This window comes from Streptomyces sp. NPDC093591 (assembly GCF_044764885.1).
In the GTDB taxonomy this organism is placed as follows: Bacteria; Actinomycetota; Actinomycetes; order Streptomycetales; family Streptomycetaceae; genus Streptomyces.
The window spans coordinates 366,857-390,853 of sequence record NZ_JBIWIY010000004.1; the positions used below are offsets into that span (position 1 = coordinate 366,857).

General features: G+C 72.4%; 21 protein-coding genes and 1 pseudogene. 9 read left to right on the forward strand and 13 right to left on the reverse strand.

Annotated elements, in window-relative coordinates; genetic code table 11:
• The first annotated feature begins 45 nt into the window (after window positions 1-45).
• Window positions 46-909, forward strand: a complete 864-nt coding sequence (locus ACIREI_RS11150) for a hypothetical protein (protein ID WP_403330347.1) — start codon at window positions 46-48, stop codon at window positions 907-909.
• A 31-nt stretch (window positions 910-940) separates the two neighbouring features.
• Here ACIREI_RS11150 and ACIREI_RS11155 read toward each other — a convergent pair whose 3' ends face one another.
• The 4 genes from ACIREI_RS11155 to ACIREI_RS11170 all read right to left on the reverse strand — a co-directional run bounded on the left by ACIREI_RS11155 (window position 941) and on the right by ACIREI_RS11170 (window position 5,743).
• A complete protein-coding gene (locus ACIREI_RS11155; RefSeq protein WP_403330349.1) occupies window positions 941-1,807 on the reverse strand; it encodes a fructosamine kinase family protein in 867 nt (288 codons plus the stop codon).
• A 45-nt stretch (window positions 1,808-1,852) separates the two neighbouring features.
• Window positions 1,853-2,305, reverse strand: a complete 453-nt coding sequence (locus tag ACIREI_RS11160) for a (2Fe-2S)-binding protein (protein WP_403330352.1) — start codon at window positions 2,303-2,305, stop codon at window positions 1,853-1,855.
• Window positions 2,306-2,345: 40 nt separating this feature from the next.
• Window positions 2,346-4,445: a molybdopterin cofactor-binding domain-containing protein gene (locus ACIREI_RS11165; RefSeq protein ID WP_403330893.1), complete on the reverse strand. Its 2,100-nt coding sequence runs from the start codon at window positions 4,443-4,445 to the stop codon at window positions 2,346-2,348.
• Window positions 4,446-4,576: 131 nt separating this feature from the next.
• Entirely contained in the window at window positions 4,577-5,743 is a 1,167-nt protein-coding gene (locus tag ACIREI_RS11170) for an FAD-dependent oxidoreductase (protein WP_403330355.1), read from the reverse strand.
• A gap of 239 nt (window positions 5,744-5,982) precedes the next feature.
• Here ACIREI_RS11170 and ACIREI_RS11175 point away from each other — a divergent pair, with 239 nt between their 5' ends.
• Window positions 5,983-6,525 (forward strand): hypothetical protein, encoded by a 543-nt coding sequence (locus ACIREI_RS11175; protein ID WP_403330358.1) that lies wholly within the window; start codon window positions 5,983-5,985, stop codon window positions 6,523-6,525.
• 59 nt (window positions 6,526-6,584) lie between these two features.
• Here the strand turns inward: ACIREI_RS11175 and ACIREI_RS11180 are convergent, their stop codons facing one another.
• Window positions 6,585-8,375, reverse strand: a complete 1,791-nt coding sequence (locus ACIREI_RS11180; RefSeq protein ID WP_403330361.1) for a helix-turn-helix domain-containing protein — start codon at window positions 8,373-8,375, stop codon at window positions 6,585-6,587.
• 165 nt (window positions 8,376-8,540) lie between these two features.
• Here ACIREI_RS11180 and ACIREI_RS11185 point away from each other — a divergent pair, with 165 nt between their 5' ends.
• The 5 genes from ACIREI_RS11185 to ACIREI_RS11205 all read left to right on the forward strand — a co-directional run bounded on the left by ACIREI_RS11185 (window position 8,541) and on the right by ACIREI_RS11205 (window position 13,724).
• Window positions 8,541-10,280 carry an FAD-dependent oxidoreductase gene (locus ACIREI_RS11185; protein WP_403330364.1) on the forward strand — a complete coding sequence of 580 codons (1,740 nt, stop codon included), beginning with the start codon at window positions 8,541-8,543 and terminating at the stop codon, window positions 10,278-10,280.
• Window positions 10,281-10,305: 25 nt separating this feature from the next.
• Window positions 10,306-11,166: an intradiol ring-cleavage dioxygenase gene (locus tag ACIREI_RS11190; protein WP_403330366.1), complete on the forward strand. Its 861-nt coding sequence runs from the start codon at window positions 10,306-10,308 to the stop codon at window positions 11,164-11,166.
• Window positions 11,163-12,248: a maleylacetate reductase gene (locus ACIREI_RS11195; protein WP_403330368.1), complete on the forward strand. Its 1,086-nt coding sequence runs from the start codon at window positions 11,163-11,165 to the stop codon at window positions 12,246-12,248. Before ACIREI_RS11190 ends, ACIREI_RS11195 begins: the two co-directional genes overlap by 4 nt.
• A 56-nt stretch (window positions 12,249-12,304) precedes the next feature.
• The gene (locus tag ACIREI_RS11200; RefSeq protein WP_403330371.1) at window positions 12,305-13,225 is read left to right on the forward strand and encodes a YceI family protein; all 921 of its coding nucleotides are present in this window, start codon (window positions 12,305-12,307) and stop codon (window positions 13,223-13,225) included.
• Window positions 13,226-13,340: 115 nt separating this feature from the next.
• Window positions 13,341-13,724, forward strand: a complete 384-nt coding sequence (locus ACIREI_RS11205) for a luciferase family protein (RefSeq protein WP_403330373.1) — start codon at window positions 13,341-13,343, stop codon at window positions 13,722-13,724.
• Window positions 13,725-13,732: 8 nt separating this feature from the next.
• On the opposite strand, the gene ppk2 is transcribed toward ACIREI_RS11205, so the two are convergent.
• The 6 genes and pseudogenes from ppk2 to ACIREI_RS11235 all read right to left on the reverse strand — a co-directional run bounded on the left by ppk2 (window position 13,733) and on the right by ACIREI_RS11235 (window position 19,890).
• Window positions 13,733-14,611 carry a polyphosphate kinase 2 gene (gene ppk2, locus ACIREI_RS11210; RefSeq protein ID WP_403330376.1) on the reverse strand — a complete coding sequence of 293 codons (879 nt, stop codon included), beginning with the start codon at window positions 14,609-14,611 and terminating at the stop codon, window positions 13,733-13,735.
• Between the two features lie 53 nt (window positions 14,612-14,664).
• On the reverse strand, window positions 14,665-15,696 hold the full coding sequence (locus tag ACIREI_RS11215) for a pectate lyase (protein WP_403330379.1): 1,032 nt from the start codon (window positions 15,694-15,696) through the stop codon (window positions 14,665-14,667).
• 98 nt (window positions 15,697-15,794) lie between these two features.
• Window positions 15,795-16,262, reverse strand: coding sequence for an SRPBCC family protein (locus tag ACIREI_RS11220; RefSeq protein WP_403330381.1), 468 nt, complete (start codon window positions 16,260-16,262; stop codon window positions 15,795-15,797).
• Between the two features lie 277 nt (window positions 16,263-16,539).
• Complete coding sequence (locus ACIREI_RS11225) at window positions 16,540-17,868, reverse strand: enolase C-terminal domain-like protein (RefSeq protein ID WP_403330383.1); 1,329 nt, start codon at window positions 17,866-17,868, stop codon at window positions 16,540-16,542.
• A 61-nt stretch (window positions 17,869-17,929) separates the two neighbouring features.
• A pseudogene (locus tag ACIREI_RS11230) lies at window positions 17,930-19,282 on the reverse strand (gluconate:H+ symporter); the annotation flags it as partial.
• Between the two features lie 167 nt (window positions 19,283-19,449).
• Complete coding sequence (locus ACIREI_RS11235; RefSeq protein WP_403330386.1) at window positions 19,450-19,890, reverse strand: TIGR03668 family PPOX class F420-dependent oxidoreductase; 441 nt, start codon at window positions 19,888-19,890, stop codon at window positions 19,450-19,452.
• 122 nt (window positions 19,891-20,012) lie between these two features.
• On the opposite strand from ACIREI_RS11235, the gene ACIREI_RS11240 reads away from it, so the two are divergent.
• Window positions 20,013-20,468: an archease gene (locus tag ACIREI_RS11240; protein ID WP_403330389.1), complete on the forward strand. Its 456-nt coding sequence runs from the start codon at window positions 20,013-20,015 to the stop codon at window positions 20,466-20,468.
• Window positions 20,469-20,530: 62 nt separating this feature from the next.
• Here the strand turns inward: ACIREI_RS11240 and ACIREI_RS11245 are convergent, their stop codons facing one another.
• The gene (locus ACIREI_RS11245) at window positions 20,531-21,943 is read right to left on the reverse strand and encodes an RtcB family protein (RefSeq protein WP_403330391.1); all 1,413 of its coding nucleotides are present in this window, start codon (window positions 21,941-21,943) and stop codon (window positions 20,531-20,533) included.
• 269 nt (window positions 21,944-22,212) lie between these two features.
• On the opposite strand from ACIREI_RS11245, the gene ACIREI_RS11250 reads away from it, so the two are divergent.
• Complete coding sequence (locus ACIREI_RS11250) at window positions 22,213-23,322, forward strand: CapA family protein (protein WP_403330394.1); 1,110 nt, start codon at window positions 22,213-22,215, stop codon at window positions 23,320-23,322.
• Here ACIREI_RS11250 and ACIREI_RS11255 read toward each other — a convergent pair whose 3' ends face one another.
• Window positions 23,323-23,778 (reverse strand): hypothetical protein, encoded by a 456-nt coding sequence (locus ACIREI_RS11255; RefSeq protein ID WP_403330395.1) that lies wholly within the window; start codon window positions 23,776-23,778, stop codon window positions 23,323-23,325. It abuts the gene before it with no gap.
• Between the last annotated feature and the right edge of the window lie 219 nt (window positions 23,779-23,997).

Consider the following 23,997-nt stretch of genomic DNA (forward strand, 5'->3'; position numbering starts at 1 on the left):
GTCGTCCCCGCTGCCGCGTCCATCGCTGTCCGTTCGGGGGAATCCATGCGTACGACCACCTCACGCACCGTCCAGTTGCTCACCGCGCTCGGTCTGCTCACCGCCGGATGCGGCGTCGGCGCGGCGGGCTCGGGCACATCCGAACCGGCGCCGGAGACCAGGGCCCGCGCCCTCGAAGTGGCCGAGGCGTGGGACGGTTCGCCGGCCGCCGAGATCTGGAGCAGGGGCTACTACCCGATGGCGGACCCGGTCCGACTGCCCGAGGACGCCTTCCACAACGACGCCGACAAGGAGGCGTACCTCACCCAGAACTTCGTGCTGCGCGGCGACCTCCCCGAGACTCCGGAGAAGGACGCGAAGGTGACATGGCAGGACGGCGACTCGCTCACTCTGCCGCTCATGGGGGCATGGGAGGCGTACGAGCAGCTGGACGGCGACGACTCCCCCGCGCCGCATCTCACCGTGACCGGGGCGAAGCTGAGCGAGACGACGCTGGCCACCAGCCGCGGCCCGGCCACCGTGCCGGTCTGGCAGTTCACCATCGAGGGCTACGACACCCCGCTCACGCAGGTCGCCCTCACCCCCTCGAAGCCTCCGAAGCCGCCCATCGGACCGGTCGGCCAACTCGGCAACGAGCTGTGGGAACTCGGCAAGCTGGTCGAGGTGGCCCCCGACGGCAGGTCCGTCACCGTAATGGCCCACCACGGGGCCTGCGACGACGGACCCGCCGTGGACGTGCTGGAGACGGACGGCAGCGTGGTCCTGTCCGGCTACATCGTCGGCACGAGCGACGGTTCCTGCACGCTCCAACTGCTCGCCAAGAAGGTGACGGTCGAACTGGACGACCCGCTCCGCGACCGGGTCCTGCTGGACGCGTTCACGGGCCGTCCCGTGCGCGGCACCGACTGAGTCCCTGTTCCTGCAGGGGACTCGCCGTACGTCACCGCGTCAGGGCCGCCCTGGCCGCCGTGAGGGCCTGTTCCGCGTAACCGCGGCCGAAGAGGACGGCGTGCACCAGGAGCGGGAAGAGTTGGTGCAGGGCGATGCGGTCGGTCCAGCCGTCGGCCAGGGGGGCCGTCCGCTGGTAGCCGTCCAGGATCCGGTCCAGGTGGGGGCAGCCGAAGAGGTGGAGCATGGCCAGGTCGGTCTCGCGGTGGCCGCCGTGCGCGGCCGGGTCGATCAGCCAGGCGTGCCCGTCGGCGCCCCACAGCACGTTGCCGTTCCAGAGGTCGCCGTGCAGCCGGGCGGGCGGCTCGGCGGGGCCGGCCAGTTCGGGGAGCCGCTCGCAGACCTGCTCGATCACGGGCGCCTCCGCACTACGGACCGTGCCGTCGTCGACCGCGCGGCGCAGATACGGCAGCACCCGGTGCTCGGCGTACCAGCGGGGCCAGTCGGGGCCGGTGACATTGCGCATCGGGGCGAGCCCGATGTACGCGTCCTCGGGGCCGCCCGGCGGTGGGGCGCCGAACGCGGGGGCGCCGGCGGCGTGCAGGGCGGCCAGGTCGCTGCCGAGGTGTTCCGCCGCGTCCGCGCTGGGCCGGCCGGTCGCCACGCGGTCGGTGACCAGCCACTGCTCGTCGTGGCCGTGCACGGCCGGGACGCGGGCCGTGCCGGCGTCGGCCAGCCAGCGCAGCCCGGCCGCCTCTGCCTGAGCGGCGCGGGGGCCGTCGCCGCGCTTGACCATCACCACCTTGCCGCCGTCTAGGCTGACTTCGGCGAGCGCTGCGGAGAGCCGGCGTTCCCCTGTGGCCGCGAGTCCGGTGAACCGCGCCGCCGTGGCGCCCGGGCCGTCGAAGGTGTTGTACACGGCCCTCAGGGTACGGCGCCCCCTGGCCGTACTGAAGTCACCTGGTCAACTGCCCGCGGCCTTCTTGATCGCCTCTCGGATCCGGGAGTAGGTGCCGCAGCGGCAGACGTTCTCGATCCGGTCGATGTCGGCGTCCGTCGGCCGGGGCGTCTTCTTCAGCAGGGCGGCCGTGGCCATGATCTGGCCCGGCTGGCAGAAGCCGCACTGGGCGACGTCGCAGTCGAGCCAGGCCTGTTGGACGGGGTGGAGCTTGTCGCCGTCGGCCAGGCCCTCGATGGTGGTGACCTTGCGGCCGGCGCAGTCGGCGACCGGGACGACGCAGGGCTGGATCTCGTCGCCGTCGAGATGGCTGGTGCAGGCGCGGCAGGCGCCCACGCCGCAGCCGTACTTGGGGCCGGTGACGTTCAGCAGGTCGCGCAGCACCCACAGCAGGGGCATGTCGGCGGGGGCCTCGACGGTGACGCGCTTCCCGTTGAGGGTGAAGGAGTAGGACGGCATCGGTACCTTCTCGAAGAGTGGCTCGGAAGCCGAAGGCGGCTCAGAAGTCGAGGGGGAAGCGGCGCGGCTTGGTGCCGGTGGCCCGGGCGTAGGCGTTGGCGACGGCGCCGGCCGCGGCCGGGACGCCGAGTTCGCCGGCTCCGCCGGGGTCGCGCCGGGAGGGCATGATGTGCGCCTCGAAGTGCTGGGGGGCGTGCCGCTGGCGGGCGTAGTGGAAGTCGGCGAAGCTGCTCTCGCGCACGGCGCCCCGGTCGATGTGCAGCCCGGCGCTCAGGATGGTGGAGATCCCGTCGACGGCCGTGCCCATGAGCTGGGCCTGAAGGCCGCGCGGGTTGACGGCCGTTCCCACGTCGGCCGCCATCACGACCTTGGTCACCCGGGGGTTCTTCGGATCGACGGCGTCGATCTCGACGAGACAGGCCACGCAGGACCCGTACTCCTCGTGCAGGGCGACGCCCTGGGCGTGCCCCGCCGGCATGGTCCGGCCCCACTTCCCGGCGGTCGCGACCTTGTCCAGGACGGCTTTGACGGTCTTGCTCCGCAGTGTCGTACGACGGAAGGCGACCGGGTCCTCGCCGAGGCTGCGGGCGACCTCGTCGACGACGATCTCCTCGGCGGTGCGTACCGTGCCGGAGTCCACCGAGCGCCAGGCTCCCATCGGGATCGCGAGGTCGACCGAGCCCGAATCTCCGGACAGGCGGCCGAAGTTGTAGAGGCCGCTGTCGCTGGGGAGCGGGGCCGCCGCGGGGGCGCGGACGGCGGAGCGGACGCCGCCTTGAGTGGACAGGCCCTGTTTCTCGAAGGACTCGTTGACCGAGGCCGTCGTATGGGCGAAGGCCACCACTCTGCCCTGGGCGTGGCTGGCCCGGATCCGGTGGTGGGTGGCCGGGCGCATTCTGCCGTGCCGGATGTCGTCGGCCCGGCTCCACATCAGCTTCACCGGCCGGCCCGCCTTCTTGGAGATCAGGGCCGCCTCGATCGCGGCGTCGTAGTTCAGGCGGCGTCCGAACGAGCCGCCGCCGCGCAGGACATGGACCCGGACCTTCGGCACCGGCAGTCCGGTCACTGAGGCGATCTCCTCGCGCGCCGACTGCGGCGTCTGGGAGGAGAACCAGATATCGGCCCGCTGTGCGCGTACGTCCGCCACGGCGGTGAGCACCTCCATCGGCGCGTGGCTGACGAAGGCGAACTCGAACTCGGCCTCGGTCTGCGCGGATCCGCGCGGCGGGGTCGGAAGTTTCGGGACGGCGGCGCGCAGCCGGGAGCGGATCCGGTCGTCGGAGAGGTTCGCCAGTGGGCCCGGCGCCCACTCGATCCGGAGGGCGTCCCTGGCCTGGAAGGCGTGGTGGAAGGTGTCCGCGACGACGGCGACGCCGCCGTCGATCCGGACGACCGCGTGGACGCCGGGCAGGGCGCGGGCGGCCCGGGAGTCGACCGAGACGGCCTTCCCGCCGAGGGTCGGCGGCCTGGCCACGACCGTCGGCTTCGCTCCGGCCACCGCGAGGTCTCCGGTGTACTTCGCCTTGCCGGTGATGAGGTCACGGGCGTCGATGCGGGTCGTCGGCCGTCCGATCACCCGATGCTCGGTCACCGGTTTGGGCCGGGTCGACACGGTCGGCCGGGTGATCCGGGCGGCGCTCCTGGTCAGCGATCCGAACGTAGCGGTGCGTCCGTCCGGGGCGAAGACCCGGGTGCCCCGGGTGCGCAAGGTCCGCGCGGGGACGTGCCAGCGGCGGGCGGCCGCGGTGAGGAGCTTGGCGCGGGCGGTGGCGGCCAGTTGCCGGGCCGGTCCGTACAGCGAACTGACCGAACTGGAGCCCCCGGTGAACTGGTTGCCCTCGCTGCGGGCGTCCGCGAGCGGGATGTCCACGTCGGCGAGCCGGGCGTCCAGCTCCTCGGCGATCATCATGGCGACGGCGGTGGTGACGCCCTGGCCGACCTCGACGCGCGGCAGCCGTACGACGACCCTGTTGGCCGGGGTGACCTCCAGGACCAGCATCTCCGCGTCGGTGCCGGTCACCAGGACGTCGGACGATCCACGGCCGCCGTCCGCGGGTTCCTCGGCGCCTTCCGCGGTCGAGCCGTCACAGCCGAGCGGGGCCGCGACGGTCAGGGTGGTCGCCGCGAGCGAGTAGACCACGAACTGGCGGCGGGACAACTGGCGTGCCAACAGGCGCTCCTCTCCGCGAACCGGGCTGGTTCGACCTGTATGAGGGGCCGGTGCGCTCCGGGGTTGCGCCGGTTGGCCGCTGCATCGATTACCGCGTCGGTCTACGGCGCGAGTTGTCGGAGATCGGTGCCCCACTCCAGCTGACGTATGAGCTCGTCGTCGCCCGGCCGGTTCGCACGCGCGCCTCGGGGGCCGGGGCCCGAGGGGGTGTGGGTGCCGCGGGAGATGCTGCCGCTGACGGTGATGTTGTGTTCCACGCGGGGGCGGCGGAGGCTCTCGTAGAGCCGGAGCGCGGCGTCGGTGTCCGGCGCGTCGCGCAGGGACTTGGCGAGGACGACGGCGTCCTCCATGGCCATCGAGGCGCCCTGCCCGGTGGCGGGGGACGCGGCGTGGGCGGCGTCCCCGATGAGCAGGGTCCGGGCGGAGCGCCAAGGTGTCCCGGTGGGGAGTTCGGTGGCGTTGGTGACCATGAGGTGATCGGGGGTGGCCGCGACGAGGTCCGCGGCGGGGGTGGAGTCCTTGCGCAGCAGCGGCAGCAGCAGGTCGCGCCAGCGGGCGGGGGTGCCGTGCGCGAGGGCGTCGGCGGTCAAGGGGGCGTCGGAGACGCGTGCGAACCAGTAGGTCTCCCCCTCCGGCGACACCGCGTACCCGAAGGCGACGGTGCTGCCGCGCACCATGGTGATGGTCTCGCCGTCGCCAAAGCCGGGTGCGGCGCCGGTGTAGCCGTAGAAGACGTACTGGCCGGCGTAAGCGGGGCGTACCTCGGGGGCGGTGAGCCGGCGGACGGTGGAGTTCAGGCCGTCGGCGCCGATGAGCAGGTCGCCGGTCGCCGTGCTGCCGTCGGCGAAGTGGGCGGTGACGCCGTCCGGGCCCTCCTCGACCGACGCGAGACGGGCGCCGTGCCGCAGGGCGATGCCCCGGCGCCCGACCTCGGCCTGCAGGGCGGCGTTGAGGTCGCCGCGGCGCAGGCACCGGTATCTGAGGTGCGGGGTTTCTGCCTCGCCGAGCGGAACGTGGGCCACCTCGGCCCCCGTGTCGTCGAGGACCCGCATCGACGTCAGCGGGAAGCCGGTCGCGGTGACCGGCGCCGAGGCGTCGAGCTGGGCCAGGGCGCGCATGCCGTTGCTCGCGAGCGTGAGGAACGCGCCGATGTCCTCGGCGGATTCGGGGTGCGCCTCGTGCACCGCGACGTCGAATCCGGCCTTGTGCAGGGCGAGAGCCGCTCCGGCACCGGCGATCCCGCCCCCGATGACGATCAACCGCGTCACATCGCCCCCCTGGTACGCGTGCCGCCCCCCGTGAGCAGCAGCCGTCCCTCGTGGAACGTCCCGGGCCCGGTGCGGGTTCCCGAGCGAGCCGCCGATCGTTGTACAGCCCGGACCGATGACCTCCGGAACGGTGCAACCATTCCGCCGACCCGAATGTCTTGCCTAATATCAGACACACCACCCTTCTAGGGGACGCAATGGGACGAAACAGAACCGCATGGGCGACGACACTCGCGCTCATGGCCGCCACGCTGGGTGTGGCGGCGGTCCCGGCCGACGCCACGACGGCCACCACCACCCAGACCACGGCCTGCCCCACCGGCTGGGGCAGTCAGGCCAAGACCCGCTCCGCCGCCACGACGGAGTCGGTGACGAACATCAGGACCGGCCGGCACGCCTGCTTCGACCGCATGGTCGTCGACGTCCCCGGCGCGGGCACCCGCGGCCTCGGCTACTCCGTCAGGTACGTCAGCCGCCTCTACCAGGACGGTTCGGGCAACCACATCCCCGTCGGCGGCGGAGCCGTCATCGAGGTGCGGGTGGCCGCCCCCGCCTATGACCCGGACACCGGGCAGCCCACCTATCCCGTGCGCGCGGGTCAGCGCCTGAAGGGCGTGGACCTCACCGGCTACCGCACCTTCAGGGACGCCCGGTTCGCCGGGAGCTTCGAAGGGGACACGCAGATCGGGCTCGGCGTCCGCGCACGGCTGCCGTTCCGGGTGTGGGTGGCGACCGACCGGATCGTGGTCGACGTGGCGCACAACTGGACGGGGGCGCGCTGAGGGCCGCATCTGGATCGGGCTGGGGGGCGATCAGGACTTCCGGACCGGGCTGGAGGCGATCAGGACTTCTGGGTGATCGAGGCGTCCCGCCCCTGGTACCCCCGCAGCTTCCGGTAGAGGGTCGCCCGGGCGATCCCCAACGCCGCCGCGGCGCGCGCCTTGTTGCCGCCGTGGCGGCGCAGCGCCTCCAGGATCGCGGCCCGCTCGGCGAGCTCCATCGGGCTGAGGTTGCGTCCCGCGGGCCCCTCCCGGACAGGATCGGGCAGTTCGCCGCGCCGCACCGGCCCGCAGACCCGCCGCCTGCTCGCCAACGCCCTTACGAGGTGGGCGAGTTCAGTGATGTTCCCCGGCCAGGGGTGCTGCTCCAGCGCCCGCAGTGCCTCCAGTGTCCAGGTCAGCGGCGGGCTGCCGGGTGCCGGGGCGGGCACGAGGGCGGGGAGCAACTCCCTGATGTCCTCGGGGCGTTCCCGCAGGGCGGGCAGGGTCACCGAGCGGGCCGCGAGGGTGTCGAGGAGGCGCTGCAGACAGGGGCCCGGCGCGGGGCCGGGCGTGTAGGTGGCGACCAGGTGGGCGTCGGGGCGTTCGTCGAGGAGGGAGTTGAGGGCGGCGACGTCCGGCTGGGCCAGCCGTTCGGCGTGCCGCAGGAGCACAGGGCGGTCGTCGCCCCTCCCCCAGTCTTCGGCCGGGAAGGCCCCCGTGTCGCTGCGCCCGTCGTTCCTGAGGCCGAGGTCGGGTGATGCGGCGGCGTCCACGACCAAGGGGGCCCTGCCGTCGAGGAGTTCGAGGGCGAGCGTGGTCTTGCCCGTTCCCCGCTCGCCCACGATGAGCAGGGGTCCCCTGGTGCGGGCCAGGGCCGTCGCCTGCGCGACCGCGTGCCGCCACGGCACCGAACTCCCCACCTTGGCGCTGCCCGGACGCGGCAGCGGCGTCGCCGGCTCCACGGCGCGCGGTGCGAGCACGGCGACCAGGCCGAGGGTGCGGCCCTCGTGCCGTACCGGAGTGATCTCGGCGGTGCAGCCGGCGTCCTCGGGAAGCGCGATCTCGTACGACTCTCCGGCCGCCCGCCCACGTCCCTTCCCGCTCCCCCATGCCCGCGCGCCGCGCTCCAGCGCCTCCAGCACCTGCGGTGAGGCAAGGCGTGCCGCCGCCTCGCTGACCAGGCGGTCGCGGCCGTCCAGCGCGACGACCGCCCGCTCGCGCCCCCGCGCGGCACGCTCGTAGGCGTCGAGCAGCGCCCGTTGCGGGGTACGCGCGCGTGCCCGCAGTTCCGCCTCCACCGCCGTGGCGGCCGCTTCGGCGAGGGCGGCGCCCGGGTGCGGGCGGCAGCCGGCGCACAGGCCGGAGGCGACCGTCACCGTGCCGAGCGCCTGTCCGGTCCCCGGGGAGTGCAGCGGCACGCTGACCGCGCAGACGTCCTGCCACACGTCGAGGAAGTGCTCGGGGCCGTGCACCTCGGCCCGGCGCCGGGTGCGCAGGGCGAGCGCGGCGCTGTTGTGGCCGACCTCCCGCTCGGACAGGTCGCGGCACGCGTCGTCGCCGGGCGCGCTGCCGGCCGACCACAGCACCCTCAGCCGCTCGTCGGTGAGCACGAGGGCCGACCGTCCGGCGTCCAGGGCCTGCGCGATACGCGTGAGCACGGGACGCGCCGCCTCCAGCAGGGGCGAGTCGACGGGGTGCGCCGGCTCCCCCACCGGGCCGTCGAGATCGGGCCGTACGCCGAAGAACCGGGCGCGCCGCCAGGCCGCGACGACGTCCTCGGGCACGCCGTCCGGGAGCGGGCGCCCCGTCAGGAACCGTTCGCGCGCATGGCGGAGAGGGGCGAGGGCAGGAGGATGTCCGGCGGTGGTCATGGCACCGCTCACCGTATCCGGGGCGTCACGCGCGCGACGACGGTGGGTTGTCTCGTATTGAGACACCCACGACCGGCCGCACCGCTCCATGATCTTGAAAGGCCGGAGTCCGTAGGCCGCGTCTCCCGTCCCCCTCTCCTGTCTCATCTCCTGGAGCGTTCTGTCGTGCACACCGTTGTCGAGACCGACGTACTGATCGTGGGCAGCGGCCCGGCGGGCGCGTCGGCCGCGCTCGCCCTGAGCACCTACGGCGTGCGCAACATGGTCGTCACCCGGTACGCGAGCCTCGCCGACACGCCCCGCGCGCACATCACCAACCAGCGGACCATGGAGGTGCTGCGTGATCTGGGCGTCGAGGACGAGGTGATCGCCAAGGCGACGCCGCAGCACCTGATGGGCAACACGACCTTCTGCACCAGCCTGGCCGGTGAGGAGCTGGGCCGGGTGCGCTCCTGGGGCAACGACCCGCTCGTCCAGGCCGCCCACGAACTGGCCAGTCCGACCCGCATGTGCGACATGCCGCAGCACCTGATGGAGCCGGTGCTGGTGAACGCGGCGATCGACCGTGGCACCGACTTCCGGTTCAGCACGGTCTACAAGTCGTTCGTCCAGGACGAGGGCGGGGTGACAGTCACCGTCGAGGACCGGCTGCGTGGCGACGAGTACGCCATCCGCGCCCGGTATTTGATCGGCGCCGACGGCGGGCGGTCCAAGGTCGCCGAGGACGCCGGGCTGCCGATGGGCGGTCAGATGGGGGGCGCGGGCAGCATCAACATCGTCTTCGACGCGGATCTGAGCAAGTACACCGCGCACCGCCCGTCCACGCTCTACTGGGTGCTCGCGCCCGGCGCCACGGTCGGCGGGATCGGCGCGGGTCTGGTCCGCTGTGTGCGGCCCTGGAACGAGTGGCTGATCGTGTGGGGCTACGACGTGAGCGCGGGCGCCCCCGACCTCACCGAGGAGTACGCGCTGTCCGTCGTACGGCAGTTGGTCGGCGACGACGAGATCCCGCTGACCATCAAGTCGTCCTCGGCGTGGACGGTCAACGAGATGTACGCGCAGACGTACGCCAACGGCCGGGTGTTCTGCGCCGGTGACGCCGTGCACCGCCACCCGCCGTCCAACGGGCTCGGCTCCAACACCTCCATCCAGGACTCCTACAACCTGGCCTGGAAGCTGAAGCTCGTCCTCGACGGGGTCGCCACGCCCGGTCTCCTCGACACGTACACCGTGGAGCGGGCGCCCGTCGGCCAGCAGATCGTGACCCGCGCCAACAAGTCGATCGCCGAGACCGCCCCGATCTTCGAGGCGCTCGACGGGCTCTCGCCGCAGACGCCCGAGCAGCTGTGGGCCAACATCGCGGCCCGCAAGGACGCCACCGAGGCCGCCGCCAAGCAGCGGGCCGCGCTGCGTGAGGCGATCGCCTTCAAGGTGTACGAGTTCAACGCGCACGGCGTCGACCTCAACCAGCGCTACACCTCCGCCGCGGTCGTCCCCGACGGCACGCCCGACCCCGGCTTCACCCGCGACCCCGAGCTGCACCACCAGCCCACCTCCCGCCCCGGCGCCAAGCTCCCGCACGCCTGGATCACCTCCGGGACACGCACCCTGTCCACCCTCGACACCGTCGGCAAGGGCCGCTTCACGCTGCTCACCGGAATCGGCGGCGAGGCGTGGCTGCGGGCCGCCGCGGCCCAGCCGCTCGACATCGCCACGGTCGTCATCGGACCGGGCCAGGAGTACGAGGACCCCTACGGCGACTGGGCGGACCTCAGCGACATCTCCGACGCGGGTGCCCTGCTCGTACGCCCCGACGGGTATGTGGCGTTCCGGCACGCCGATGCGGCCGAGGACGCCGAAGGGCTGCTCACGCGGGCGCTGCGGCGGATTCTCGGGCACGGTTGAGATGAGGGCGCGGGAAGGAGCAGGCATGGGCGGCGAGGGCACGACGGTCACGGACGAGGTGGTCGCCAGTCTGCGGGGCACGGACGATCCGCGGCTGCGGGAGCTGCTGACGGGGCTGGTCCGGCATCTGCACTCCTTCGCGCGCGAGACGCGGATGACGCAGGAGGAGTGGGAGCGGGCGATCGGCTTCCTGACGGCGACCGGGCAGGCCTGCACCGACTCCCGGCAGGAGTTCATCCTGCTGTCGGACGTGCTGGGGCTGTCGATGCTCGTGGAGACGATCAACGAGCGGCAGGGCCCCGGCGCCACCGAGTCGACCGTGCTGGGCCCGTTCCACATGACCGCCTCGCCGGTGCGCGAGCTCGGCGCGGACATCGACCTGGTGGGCGGCGGCGAGCCGTGCGTGGTGAGCGGGCGGGTGCTGTCCCGGGACGGCGCCCCGCTGCCCGGCGCGGTCGTCGACGTGTGGCAGGCCGACGGCAACGGCTTCTACGACGTGCAGCAGCCGGACGTGCAGCCCGCGGGCAACGGGCGTGGCCTGTTCACCGCGGACGACGAGGGGCGGTTCTGGTTCCGTACGTGCGTGCCGAGCCCGTACCCGATCCCGACGGACGGGCCGGTCGGCGGGCTGCTGCGGGCCACCGGACGGCACCCCTACCGGCCCGCGCACATCCACTTCATCGCCTCGGCCGACGGGCACACCCCGGTGACGACGCACATCTTCGTGGCGGGGAGCGACTACCTGGACTCGGACGCGGTGTTCGCCGTCAAGCCGGGCCTGGTCACGGACTTCGCGTCGGTCGACGACCCGTCGGCGGCAGGGGAGTTCGGCGTGGCGAACCCCTTCCGGCACGCCCGCTTCGATCTCGTACTGGAGCGCGCGTGAAGGGCGTTCTCGACTTCTCCTACGAGGCCCGGCCCGTGCGGGTCGTCTTCCGGCCCGGTGCGGCGGTGTCCGCGACGCCGGACGAGGTGGGGCGGCTCGGGCTGCGGCGGGTGCTCGTGGTGTGCGGGACGCGGGGCGCGGACACCGCGCGGGCGGTCGCCGACGCGCTCGGGCCGGCCTGCGTCGGAGTGCACGACCGGGCCCGGATGCACGTGCCCGTCGAGGTCGCCGACGTGGCCGTCCAGGCGGCTCGCGCGGCGGGCGCCGACGGGTGCGTGGCGGTCGGCGGCGGCTCGTCGATCGGGCTCGGCAAGGCGATCGCGCTGCGCACCGGTCTGCCGCTCGTCGCGGTGCCGTCCACGTACTCCGGCTCGGAGATGACCCCGGTCTGGGGCCTGACCGAGCACGGCGCCAAGCGCACCGGCCGCGACCCCAAGGTGCTGCCCCGCAGCGTCGTCTACGACCCCGAGCTCACGCTCTCCCTGCCCGTACCGCTCTCCGTCACCAGCGGGATCAACGCCGTCGCGCACGCCGTCGAGGCCCTGTACGCCCCCGACACCTCGCCCCTGATCGCGCTGATGGCCGAGGAAGGCGTACGGGCGATGGCGCGGGCGCTTCCGGAGCTGGCCGAGGAGCCGACGTCCCTGGAGGCCCGCGGGCGCGCCCTGTACGGAGCCTGGCTGTGCGGGTCCTGCCTGGGCGCCACCACCATGGGCCTGCACCACAAGCTCTGCCACGTCCTGGGCGGCACCTTCGGGTTGCCGCACGCCGAGACGCACACGGTGGTGCTGCCGCACGCCCTGGCCCACAACGCGCCCGCCGCCCCGGACGCGGTCGCGGCGGTGGCCCGCGCCCTGGACGCGCCGGACGCGCCGACCGCCCTGTGGGAACTGGCCGGACGTCTCGGCGCGCCCCGCTGCCTCGCCGAACTGGGCCTCGGTGAAGCCGACTTGGCGACCGCCGCCGCCCAGACCGCGGGCGACGCGTACGCCAACCCGCGCCCCGTCACGACCGACGGCGTACTCGCCCTGCTGCGGGCGGCGTACGAGGGCACACCACCGCCGACCGCGGCCGCCCACTGACCATCCCCCTCCCCCACGCTCGAAGATGCCCCCACGCCGGAAGAAAGGTGATCGCCATGCCCCTCGGTCTGCTCAGGAGCCGGAACTCCCGGGGGAGTCGACGCTCCCGAGGGGCGCCAGGTGTCCCGTTGCCCGTGCCTGCCGGTGCGGGCGTCGTGGGCCGCGAGATCCTGGACCCGGTGGGGCTGCCGATGCGCGGCGCCGACGTGACCGTGACCGCGCTGGACTCGCACCAGGTCGTGGCATCCGGTACGACGGACCCGTACGGCCTGTTCTTCGCCGCCCTGCCCCCGGGCCGCTACAGCCTGATGATCACCGCGGAGGGTCTGACGCCGCACCGGGAGACCCTGGACGTCGTCGCCGGTCCGCCGCTGCCCACCACGCGCGTTCAGCTGACGTCGGCCCGGCAGCTGGAACTGCCGGCGGCCGGCACCTGGCTGTTCGACCCGCCGCACACGGCGATCCGGTTCATCGCCAAGCACGTCGGCATGGCCCATGTCCACGGCCGCTTCGAGCGCTTCACGGGCGGCATCCAGGTGGCGCCCGACATGGCCGAGTCCCGGGTGTCGGTGCGCATCGACGCGGCCAGCATCACGACGGGCAACAACACCCGGGACAACCATCTGCGTTCGGCGGACTTCCTGAACGTCGAGCGGTACCCGTACATCGACTTCACCAGCACGCGGTTCGCCTACCGCAGCGGCGCCAAGTGGACCCTGCACGGCTCGCTCACCATGCACGGGGTGAGCCGCTCGGTGGAGCTGGACACCACCTACCTGGGGTCGGTCAACGGCGGCTACGGCGAGGAGCTGCGGTGCGCGGCTCTGGCCAAGGCGGAGCTGCACCGGGAGGACTTCACCCTGAACTGGCGGAGCATGCTGGCCCGCGGGATCGCGGTCGTCGGTCCCACGGTCCAGCTGGAGCTGGACGTGCAGGCGATGTACCGCACGCACGACACACCGACGCCGCCGGACTAGCCGAGGTCCGCGCCGTCCTCACGGTCGGCTACGGGCCGCTGTCAGACAGCTCACGCCCCGGTTACGAATCGCTCAACCTCTGGTTGCGGCGCGATGATCGGGTGACTATGGGGTCATGACACCGGCCCAACGCGCCATGGAACGACTGGAAGTCTGGCCCGACCTCAGCTCGGGCCCGGCCAGTTGCGGCGCAGGACGGGCGCTGCGCTCCGTCCACAGCGACATCGTGCACTTCCACTCCGACCGGGACGTGGACCTGCATCTGACGGTGTCGGCCATCCGGCGCTTCCATGACGACCTGCGGGAGTCGACCGCGATCCGGCTGGTCCCCGGCTCGGACTGGGTGACCGTCCATCTCGACTGCGACACGGATGTGGACCTGCTGATGAGCCTGGTCAGCGCCGCGCTCAAGGCCCATCAGAACCGGCCCTCCCCCGCCGGGCGCCCGGCGGGGAACGAGTGCAACTTCCATCGCGTCACGGTGCTGCCCCGCGGCTGAGCGCTCCGTCAGTCGTCCTCACCCGCCTCCAGCAGGCCCGCGGCCGCGCCGACGATCCGGGGGTCGGGGATGCCGACGACCTCCTCGTCCTTGTCGGTGTAGTCGAAGCGGGCCAGCACACTGCGCATGGCCTCGACGCGGGCCCGCTTCTTGTCGTTGCTCTTCACCACGGTCCAGGGCGCGTGCTCGGTGTCCGTCTCGCGGAACATGGCGACCTTGGCGGCGGTGTAGTCCTCCCAGCGGTCCAGCGACGCCAGGTCCATGGGGCTGAGCTTCCACTGCCGTACGGGGTCGACCTGGCGGATGGTGAACCGGGTGCGCTGCTCCCCCTGGGACACCGAGAACCAGAACTTGATCAGGTCGACGCCGTCGTCCACCAGCATCCGCTCGAAGGCCGGGGCCTGCCGCATGAAGCGCCGGTACTCGTCGTCCGTGCAGAAGCCCATCACGCGCTCCACACCGGCCCGGTTGTACCAGGAGCGGTCGAACAGGACGATCTCGCCGGCGGTCGGCAGATGCTCGACGTACCGCTGGAAGTACCACTGCCCGCGCTCACGCTCGGTCGGCTTCTCCAGCGCCACGACGCGGGCGCCGCGCGGGTTGAGGTGCTCCGTGAAGCGCTTGATGGTGCCGCCCTTGCCGGCCGCGTCCCGCCCTTCGAAGACGATGACGAGACGGCGGCCGGTCTCCTTGATCCAGCTCTGCAGCTTCAGCAGTTCGATCTGCTGCAGCCGCTTGTGCCACTCGTACTCCGGGCGCTCCATGCGCTGCTGGTACGGGTAGTTCTCGCGCCAGGTGTCCACCGGGCTGCCGTCCGGCCGGATCAGTACGGGGTCGTCCTGGTCGGTGTAGTCGACGCGCAGCCCTGACAGCAGTTCGGTGTCCATACACACCCATGCAAGCGAGCGCTTTCATACGTGCGGCGAACCCCAGGCAAAGATCACGTATAGGTGATGTCCGACGAGCCGTACCGGCAGTGCGTGCCGTCCGGGCCGCTGCCGGTCTCGCTGGGCTCGGCGCCGGAGTCGTTGCCCTCGAAGCGGGCGCAGACGGTGATGTCCCGGCCGCCGTCGCCGACGATCCGCACGCCCGAAAGGGTCGCCGTGTCGCCGTAGTTGGTGTTGATCCCGGCGAGGGCGTTGCCGGGGCCGGTCGCCTTCACGTTCCTGATGACGACATGCCGTTCGTACTGCGTGTCGCAGTTTCCGCACGAGCGGTACAGCTTGCCGAAGTCCTCGACCTGGAAGTTCTCGATGGTCAGGGTTCCGGCGCCGTTGTGCTGGAAGACCTTGTCGTCCGCCTTGCGCGCGCCGCCGCCGGTCACGAGGTACGTCGCCGACGCCGACGTGCCCTTGAAGGTCGCCGCGTCCTCGCCCACGTCCTGCCACCACACGTTCCGCAGGGTGCAGCTGCCCAGGCAGTGCACGCCGTCGGCGGCCGGGGAGCCCAGGATCACGTTCTGCAGGGTGGCTCCGTCGGCGAGTTCGAAGAGCGGTCCCTGGTCCTCGTCCTGGCCGTCGCCGCCGAGGGCTCCGGAGCCGTGGAAGCGCTTGAGGCCGCCGTCGTAGCTGCCGGAGACCTCGATGGTGGTGGTCACCGGCTTGTCGGCGGTGGGGGTGGGCCAGGCGGCGAGGCGGGTACCGGTCGACCGCGCCGGGGTGGCGGACGGGGAGGGCTTGGAGCTCTTGCGCGGGGTGGCGGAGAGGGAGGCGGAGGGTGATGCCTTCGAGGGTGACGGGGATGCCTGAGCGGATTTCGTGGGCGACGACGGCGAGGCGCTCGGCACGGCCGGTGTCCGGCTCGTGCCGCCGGCCATGTCGTCCTCGCCGGGCCCGGAGGTGAGCGAGGTCAGCAGCACACCGGCGGTGACGGCCACCGCTACGACGGCCGTCGCCGCGGCACCGACCAGCACGTGGCGGCGGTGGCCGGGTCTCTTGCGGTGCGATCCTCGGGTCGTTGCTCTCGTGCTCATGCGGTGGCTCTCGTTCTCGATCGGGGAGGCCGGGAGGCCCCTCGACCGGTCAGTCGCCACCGGGCGCGCAGAGGTTGCCGGTCAGTTCTCCGAGGAGGTCACCGCGGTTCGGCCTCCACGAGCCGGGCCAGGTTCGCGAGCGACATGCGCATGCCCGTCTCGTTGTCCTGCGGTGGCACGGCGTCGGGGACCCCCTCGTGGACGACGAGGACGTCCGTGCCGCCGCCGTCCGCGTCGGTGAGGGTGGTGGTCATCCTCATCGTGCCGCGCAGCGCGGGGTCGTCGGTCTCGAACTCGGCCTCCTCGACGACCTGTTCGTCCGGCACGAGTTTCACGAAGCGGCCGTGGTAGGTGTCGGTGTGCGCGTCCGACTTGCCCGTGCCGGTCGGCACGTCGTAGGTGAGCGAGACGCGGAACGTCCCGCCTTCCCGGCCGTCGAACTCGTGCACATGCCCGGTCATACCGTCCGGTACCCGCCACTTGGCGATGGCGTCCGCCTCCAGCAGAGCCCGGTACACGGCCTCGCGCGAGGCGTTGACGTGCCGGGAGACCCGCGTCGAGTACATGACCTCACGATAGTGGCGGGAGTACGGAACGGCAGCCGGACGGAACCGGACGACATGAAGGCCCGGCCCACGCCCGCCTCGGGGCCCCAGGGCGCATCGCCGCCGCGGCCTGCGTGAATCCGTCCTCGCCGAGCAGCGTCCGCGCCTCCGCGTCGCACCGGTCGACCTCCGGCTGCGCGGCGCCGGGCGCGGCAGTCCCGTCACCGGTCAACTCCGGTACCACCGCCCGACGTTCGCGCGGATGCGGCCGCCTGACGACCAGGCCTGGATCGGAGATTCAGCGCACCAGACAGGGCCGCTTCGCATCGAAGGTCCAGCCGTCGATCAGGTACCGCATCCCGACGGCGTCGTCCCGGCCCGACAGGGCCTTCTCCTCGTACAGTTGCCGCGCCGTCAGGAGCCGGTCCTGGTCCAGCCGGACCCCCAGTCCGGGCGTGTCCGGCACGGCGACCTCGCCGCCGGTGATCGTGGGCGGCTCGACGGTGAGCCGTTCCCGTCCCTCCTGCCAGATCCAGTGCGTGTCCAGGGCGTTGTACTCGCCCGGGGCCGCCGCCCCGCAGTGGGCCATCATCGCCAGGGAGATGTCGAAGTGGTTGTTGGAGTGACATCCCCAGGTCAGCCCCATGGCGTTGCACAGCTGGGCGACGCGCACCGAGCCCTGCATGGTCCAGAAGTGCGGGTCGGCGAGCGGGATGGAGACCGACTGCAGGGCCAGCGCGTGGGCCAGTTGACGCCAGTCGGTGGCGATCATGTTGGTCGCCGTGGGCAGCCCGGTGGCCCGGCGGAACTCCGCGAGGATCTCCCGGCCCGAGTAGCCGCCCTCCGCCCCGCAGGGGTCCTCGGCGTAGGCGAGCGTGCCGACGAGCGGGCGGCACAGCTCGACGGCCTCGCGCAGGGACCAGGCACCGTTGGGGTCGAGGGTGATTCGTGCCTCGGGGAAGCGCTCCTTGAGGGCCTGTACGGCCTTGACCTCCTGCGCGCCCGCCAGGACACCGCCCTTGAGCTTGAAGTCACGGAAGCCGTAGTGGTCGTAGGTGGCCTCGGCCTGCCGGACGATCGCCTCCGGGGTCAGCGCCTCCTCGTGCCGGATGCGGTACCACTCGACGTCCGCTTCGGGTTCGCGGACGTAGTCCAGGTCGGTCCGGTCCGGGTCGCCGACGTAGAAGAGGTAACCGAGGACCCGTACGGCGTCGCGCTGCTTGCCGTCGCCCAGCAGGGCGGCGACCGGGACCTCCAGGTGCTGCCCGAGCAGATCGAGGAGCGCCGACTCGACGGCGGTGACCGCGTGGACCGTCGTCCGCAGGTCGAAGGTCTGGGCGCCGCGGCCGCCCGCGTCACGATCGGCGAAGGTCGCCTCGATCGCGCGCAGGACGCGCTTGTAGTCGCCCACTCGTGCGCCGACGACCAGGGATTCGGCGTCGCGCAGGGTCCGTGTGATCTTCTCCCCGCCGGGCACCTCACCGAGGCCCGTGCGCCCTTCGGAGTCCTCGATGACGACGACGTTGCGGGTGAAGTACGGGGCATGCGCGCCGGAGAGGTTGAGGAGCATGGAGTCGTGGCCGGCGACCGGATGGACGGCGAACTTCGTGACGACGGGTTGGCTCATTGCGGGGCCGGTGCCCTTCTCGTGAGTGGCGACGGGGTGGAGTGGGGCGGGGCGGAGAGGGTCAGATGTTCAGGGCGTCCAGGACTTGTTCCAGCACCAGTACGCCACCCAGACCGAGGATCGCGAGCACCGTCGTGTACGTCGTGCGCGCCTTGATCGCGTCCAGGACGGACAGGTTGAAGTACTCCTTGAACATCCAGAATCCCGGGTCGTTGACATGGGAGAAGGCGATCGAGCCGCAGGAGACGGCGAGGACCATCACCTCGGGGTGGACGCCGCTGCCCGCGAGCAGGGGCAGCGCCACGCCGGAGGCGGTGACGACGGCGACGGTCGCGGAGCCGAGGGCGACGCGGAGGATGGCGGCGATCAGCCAGGCGAGGAGGATCGGGGAGATGGACCAGCCGTCGGTGGCGTCCTTGATGTAGTCCGATATCCCGCCCTCGACCAGGACGTTCTTGAAGGCACCGCCCGCGCCGATGACGAGCAGGATCATCGCCATCGCCTGGGCGGCCTCCTTGCACGAGGCGCTGACCTCGGCGAGGCTGCGGCCGATGCGCGGGCCGAACGCCCAGACGGCCACGAGCAGGGTCAGCAGCAGGGCGATCGGCGCGGAGCCGATGAACGCGACGAAGTGCAGCGGTCCGCTGTCCCCGGAGGCGGCCAGGTCGGTCACGGCGGCCCCGGCGATGAGGACGACGGGCAGCAGGGCGATGGACAGTGACCAGCCCAGGCCGGGCATCTCGTCGTCGTCGAAGACCCGCTCGCTCACCAGGCCCTTGGGGAGGGCGGGGTTCATCGCCCGGACGAAGGGCAGGCGCGGCCAGAGCAGGGCGATGAGCGCGCCGGCCGGGACGGCGATGAACAGGCCGTAGAACAGGGTGAGTCCGACGGAGGCGTGGAAGGTGGCGGCCACCGCGGTGGGGCCGGGGTGGGGCGGCAGGAAGCTGTGCATGGTGGACAGGGCGATCGACATGGGCAACCCCACCCACAGCAGGTTCGAGCGGGTGACCCGGACGAGGGTGAAGGCGATCGGCACGATGATCACGAAGGCCACCTCGTAGAACATCGTCACGCCGATGAGCATGGCCGTCAGCACCATGGCCACCTGCACCCAGCGCGGCCCGCACACATCGAGGAGCCGGCCGGCGATCCGCTGGGCGGCGCCGGAGTCGCCCATCACCCGGCCGACCATGGCACCGAGCCCGATGGTGAGCATGGTGTCGCCGATCTGGTCACCGATGCCCTCGGCGAGGACGTCCGGGATCTTCTCCAGCCCGATCCCCTGCACCAGGCCGACGCCCACGGCCACCAGGAGCAGGGCGGCGAAGCCGTTCAGCCTGAGCTTGGTCATCAGCACGAGCAGGACCAGAACACTGATCCCCACCACCACGAGCGGCATGTTGCGGTTCTCCTTTGAACGTCGGCCGCGTTCACCCCGACGAACGGGGTCCTCATATAAAGACGTCGTCTACATATGAGGACGGAGATTATGTTCGTGGCCGGGCAGGGGTCAATGGGTCTGCGGGGCCGGATTCGCGGGCGCACACGCGCCGACCCACAAGGGCGGGCGCACGCGCCGGTCTACGAGGCCCGCCAGCCGCTCCAGCGGACAACGGTGATCACGATCGCCGGGCCCGCCGGGGGCTGATTCCGGTACTGGGGGTACTTGCGCCGCAGCAGTCCGACGGCGACGGCGTACTCGTCCCGCGTCCGCTCGTCGGACGCGTCGGGCAACAGGGTCCGGGCGTCGCCGTCGGCCCGGACCCACCACAGACGGGCCCAGTCCTCGTCGTACACGTCCACGAGCAGACTGACCGCCGGGTGCCCGGCGATGTCGCGCAGCCGCCCGAGCCGCTCGGAGCGCTTCGGCTTGCGGTCGACGGCGGTGACGATCCGGTCGCCGCGCCGGGCGAACACCACGGGCACCAGGTGCGGGCGTCCCATCGGGTCGACCGTCGCCAGTCGCGCGACCCGGGCAGCGGCGAACCGGCGGCGCGCCTCGTCCTCCTCCATGTCCGGCACGGTCCGCTCCTTCGCCCTCAGCGGTACGGGTGCCCCCACGCGGGTACCCCTATCGGCGTACGCCCCTCGTGGGAGACGACCTCCTGGGCCTGGCCGGCCGAGTGGATCAGAGGTGAGTGCAGATGGTCGGCGACACCGACGACGACATCCAGACACGACGGCTCGGCGCCAGCGGCCACCGGGCGGTGCCGCACACGGCCGACGTCCGCGTCGAGGCGTGGGGCGTGAGCCGGGAGCGCTGTCTGGTCGAGGCCGCGCTGGGCATGGTGGAGTGCTTCGCGGACGTGACGGCTGTACGGCCCACCTCGGTGGAGCGGGTGCGGCTCGAACAGGACAGCGACGAGGGCCTGCTGACGGCGCTCCTGGACGAGGTCGTCTTCCGCCTCGACGTGGACGGCCGCGTGCCCGTCGACCTGGAGGCCGACACGACGGACGGCGACCTCGACGTACGCCTCGCGCTCGTCGAGCTGACGGACGTGGAGGTCACCGGCGCCTCCCCGAAGGGCATCTCCTGGCACGGGCTGCGCATCGGGCCGGACCCGTACGGGTGGTCGTGCGCGGTGACCGTGGACGTGTGAGGGGTACAGGTCCGCAGCGGCTACGAGAGCCGTACGGCCGGGTACGACCGCCCGCTCCCTCCTCAGCCCTTCACCACCCCCAGCGGCACCAGCCGGGCCACGGTCCGGCACAGCCGTGCCCCCTCGCTCGCCGCCACCACCTCGCTCACGTCCTTGTACGCCTCGGGTGTCTCCTCCGCGAGGCCTCGGAGCGACCGCGGGCGTACCGCTATGCCCGCCGACTCCAGCCGGGCCCGCAGTTCACGGCCGCCCACCGCGCGGGCGGCCCGGTGGCGGCTGAGGACGCGGCCGGCACCGTGGCAGGTGGAGGAGAACGCGTCTCCGCCCGCCACGCCGACCAGAACGTACGAGGCGGTGCCCATCGTGCCCGGGATCAGCACCGGCTGGCCGACCTCGCGCAGGTCGTCGGGCAGGTCCGGGTGGCCGGGCGGGAAGGCGCGGGTGGCGCCCTTGCGGTGGACGCAGAGAGTGCGGCGGGAGCCGGCGACCGGGTGGGTCTCGATCTTGGCGAGGTTGTGGGAGACGTCGTACACCAGGGACAGCCGGATGCCCGTGGTGTGGCGGAAGACCTTGCGGGCCGCGTCGGACAGCAGCTGACGGTTGGCGCGGCCGTAGTTGGCGGCGGCGGCCATCGCGCCGAGGTACCTCTGTCCCTCCGGCGACTCGACCGGCGTGCAGGCCAGCTGGCGGTCGGGGACCTTGATGCCGTAGCGGGTCATCGCGCGGTCCATCAGCCGGACGTGATCGGTGCAGATCTGGTGACCGAGGCCGCGGGAACCGCAGTGGATCATCACGCACACCTGGCCGACGGCGATCCCGAACGCGGCGGCGGCCGTCTCGTCGTACACCTCGTCGACGCGCTGCACCTCGAGGAAGTGGTTGGCGGAACCGAGGCTCCCGACCTGCCCGAGCCCGCGCTCCCTCGCGCGGGCGCTCACCTGGTCCACGTCGGCGTCGGCTACCGCACCGCCGTCCTCGCAGCGCGTCAGGTCGCGGTCCTCGCCGTGCCCCTCCCCCACGGCGTACCGGGAGCCGCCCCGCAGGATCCGCTCCAGTTGGCCGGGGCCGGTCAGGTGCCACACCCCGCCGGGGCCGGCGCCGCGCGGGATGGCCCGGTCCAGTCCGTCCATCACGTCGGTCAGCGCGGACCCGAGCCCCGCCCGGTCGGTGTCGGCGGCGAGCAGCCGTACCCCGCAGGAGATGTCGAAGCCGACCCCGCCGGGCGAGACGACCCCGCCTTCGGCCACGTCGGTCGCCGCGACGCCGCCGATGGGGAAGCCGTAGCCCCAGTGGATGTCGGGCATGGCGTACGACGCGCCGACGATGCCCGGCAGCGTGGCCACGTTGACCACCTGCTCCAGTGACTTCTCGGCGTCGTTCAGCAGCTTCCGGGACGCGAACACCACGCCCGGCACCCGCATGGGGCCGTGCGGGTCGATACGGAAGCGGTGGGGAGCTTCCTGGACCAGTTCCATGGCAGCCTCCCGCACTTCGGCTCGGCGGTCTCCCGCACTTCGGCTCGGCGGTCTCCCGCACCGGCATCGCAGGTGCGGGGTACCCGCGTGGGGGGCTCCGTATCGCGGGGGGCTGGGGCATCCGAGGTGCCTGCCGGGGCGGTGCAAGGTGGGGAGGTGACGTGCGGGGCGACGCGGCCGGGGAGGTGCGGTCCATGGGGCCGGTGACTCACGGGGCCCACGGGTCCGGGACCTGGGGGTCCAGGCGTCCGGGACCGTACCGTTGAGACATGAGCGGCGGCACGGTGACGCTGTTCGTCTGCGGTGACGTGATGCTCGGACGCGGCGTCGACCAGATCCTGGCCCGGCCCGGCGACCCGGTGCTGCGGGAGGGGTACGTCACGGACGCCCGGTCCTACGTGAGCATGGCGGAGGCGGTGAACGGCCCGATCCCGGCGCCGGTCGATCCGTCCTGGCCCTGGGGCGAGGCGCTGCGGCTGCTGGAGGCGAGCGAACCGGACGTGCGGATCGTCAACCTGGAGACGTCCGTCACGCGCAGCGACGCGTTCGAGCCCGGCAAGGCGGTCCACTACCGCATGCATCCGGCCAACCTGCCCGCGCTCACGGTGGCCCGGCCCGATGTCTGCGTGCTGGCCAACAACCATGTGCAGGACTTCGGCCGCGCGGGCCTGGAGGAGACGCTCGACGTGCTGCACGGGGCGGGCCTGCGGACGGCGGGCGCGGGGCGCAGCGCCGACGAGGCCTACGCGCCCGTGGCGCTCCCGCTCCCCCACGGCGGCCGCGTGCTCGTGTTCGCCCTCGGTGCCGGCGACAGCGGCATCCCCGCCCACTGGGCCGCGACGGCGGACCTCCCCGGCGTCGCCTACCTGCCCGAGCTCTCGCCCGCCACGGCCGCCGCCGCGGTCCGGCACATACGGCAGGTGAAGCGGGCCGGCGACATCGTCGTCGTATCCGTGCACTGGGGCTCCAACTGGGGCTACCTCGTCCCCCGCGAGCATCGCCGCTTCGCGCACGCCCTGGTCGACGGCGGCGCCGACGTCGTCCACGGCCACTCCTCGCACCACCCCCGCCCCGTCGAGGTCTACCGGAACCGGCTGATCCTGCACGGCTGCGGCGACTTCGTCGACGACTACGAGGGCATCCCCGGCTACGAGCATTACCGCGACGACCTGCGCATCGCCCACCTGGTCACGGTGGCGGCGGGCACGGGCGAACTCACCGAGCTGCGGATGGTGCCCCTGGTCGCCCGCCGCATGCGCCTGGAGCCCGCCGCGCCCGAGGACCGCACCTGGCTGCACACCACCCTCGACCACATCAGCCCCGGCGTCCCCCTCGCCCTCGGCGCGGACGGCGTGCTCAGCTTGAGTTTCAACCTCTGACTACGTGTCGGGAGTTGCTGCGCGGCACGAACGGGCAGGTCGCATTCGGTGTTCCATGTCTAATGATCTGCGTGCTGCCCGTGCGAGGTCTCGGGTTGTATATACGTTCTGGTCGGCCCACCAGCGGCGGAAGTCCTCATCCGCGATCGAGAGTTCGCCGACGAGTTCGGCCGGCAGTGGATCGTGGGGATGGCGTCCGGCGTCGCGCCGGAGCGAGGCGACGATGTCCTGGGCGTGGGTGTCCCAGTGCGTAGCCAGCGAGCTGGCGGTCTCGTCGCAGAACATGAACCGCATCAGGTTCCGCTCGCGGTGCGGCAGCGCGTCGAAGTCGGTGAGCAGCGCACGCGCCATCCGGTTGGACGCAAGTACGTCCAGTCGCCGCCCCAGCACCAGGGCGGGGGTGTGTGGGCCGAGCTGTCGGCCCACATGTTGGCCCGGTGTCTGGTGGAGGGTCACGGGGGCCGTTGCGCCGAGCTGGTGGCCGAATCTCCGGGTGGCCGCGCGGTGGCCCCGCCGAGTACCGGCAGACGGGGGCTCTTGCGAGGTACCGGATCCCCTGACGCCCAGTTCCTGCAGACGCGACGGTGGTGATGGTCCCGTTGATCGCGGGACCATCACCACACCCAGGAACAACGCCGCCCACGCCGCGAGAGGGGCGAACGTCACGTTCCTCGC

Bases quoted from the DNA above. Each gene is read 5' to 3' on its own strand.
- ACIREI_RS11205 (WP_403330373.1), top strand. From the start codon at position 13,341: ATGACACCGGCCCAACGCGCCATGGAACGACTGGAAGTCTGGCCCGAC.
- ppk2 (WP_403330376.1), bottom strand. From the start codon at position 14,611: ATGGACACCGAACTGCTGTCAGGGCTGCGCGTCGACTACACCGACCAG.
- ACIREI_RS11150 (WP_403330347.1), top strand. From the start codon at position 46: ATGCGTACGACCACCTCACGCACCGTCCAGTTGCTCACCGCGCTCGGT.
- ACIREI_RS11225 (WP_403330383.1), bottom strand. From the start codon at position 17,868: ATGAGCCAACCCGTCGTCACGAAGTTCGCCGTCCATCCGGTCGCCGGC.
- ACIREI_RS11160 (WP_403330352.1), bottom strand. From the start codon at position 2,305: ATGCCGTCCTACTCCTTCACCCTCAACGGGAAGCGCGTCACCGTCGAG.
- ACIREI_RS11215 (WP_403330379.1), bottom strand. From the start codon at position 15,696: ATGAGCACGAGAGCAACGACCCGAGGATCGCACCGCAAGAGACCCGGC.
- ACIREI_RS11250 (WP_403330394.1), top strand. From the start codon at position 22,213: ATGAGCGGCGGCACGGTGACGCTGTTCGTCTGCGGTGACGTGATGCTC.
- ACIREI_RS11220 (WP_403330381.1), bottom strand. From the start codon at position 16,262: ATGTACTCGACGCGGGTCTCCCGGCACGTCAACGCCTCGCGCGAGGCC.
- ACIREI_RS11245 (WP_403330391.1), bottom strand. From the start codon at position 21,943: ATGGAACTGGTCCAGGAAGCTCCCCACCGCTTCCGTATCGACCCGCAC.
- ACIREI_RS11175 (WP_403330358.1), top strand. From the start codon at position 5,983: ATGGCCGCCACGCTGGGTGTGGCGGCGGTCCCGGCCGACGCCACGACG.
- ACIREI_RS11240 (WP_403330389.1), top strand. From the start codon at position 20,013: ATGGTCGGCGACACCGACGACGACATCCAGACACGACGGCTCGGCGCC.
- ACIREI_RS11190 (WP_403330366.1), top strand. From the start codon at position 10,306: ATGGGCGGCGAGGGCACGACGGTCACGGACGAGGTGGTCGCCAGTCTG.
- ACIREI_RS11200 (WP_403330371.1), top strand. From the start codon at position 12,305: ATGCCCCTCGGTCTGCTCAGGAGCCGGAACTCCCGGGGGAGTCGACGC.
- ACIREI_RS11180 (WP_403330361.1), bottom strand. From the start codon at position 8,375: ATGACCACCGCCGGACATCCTCCTGCCCTCGCCCCTCTCCGCCATGCG.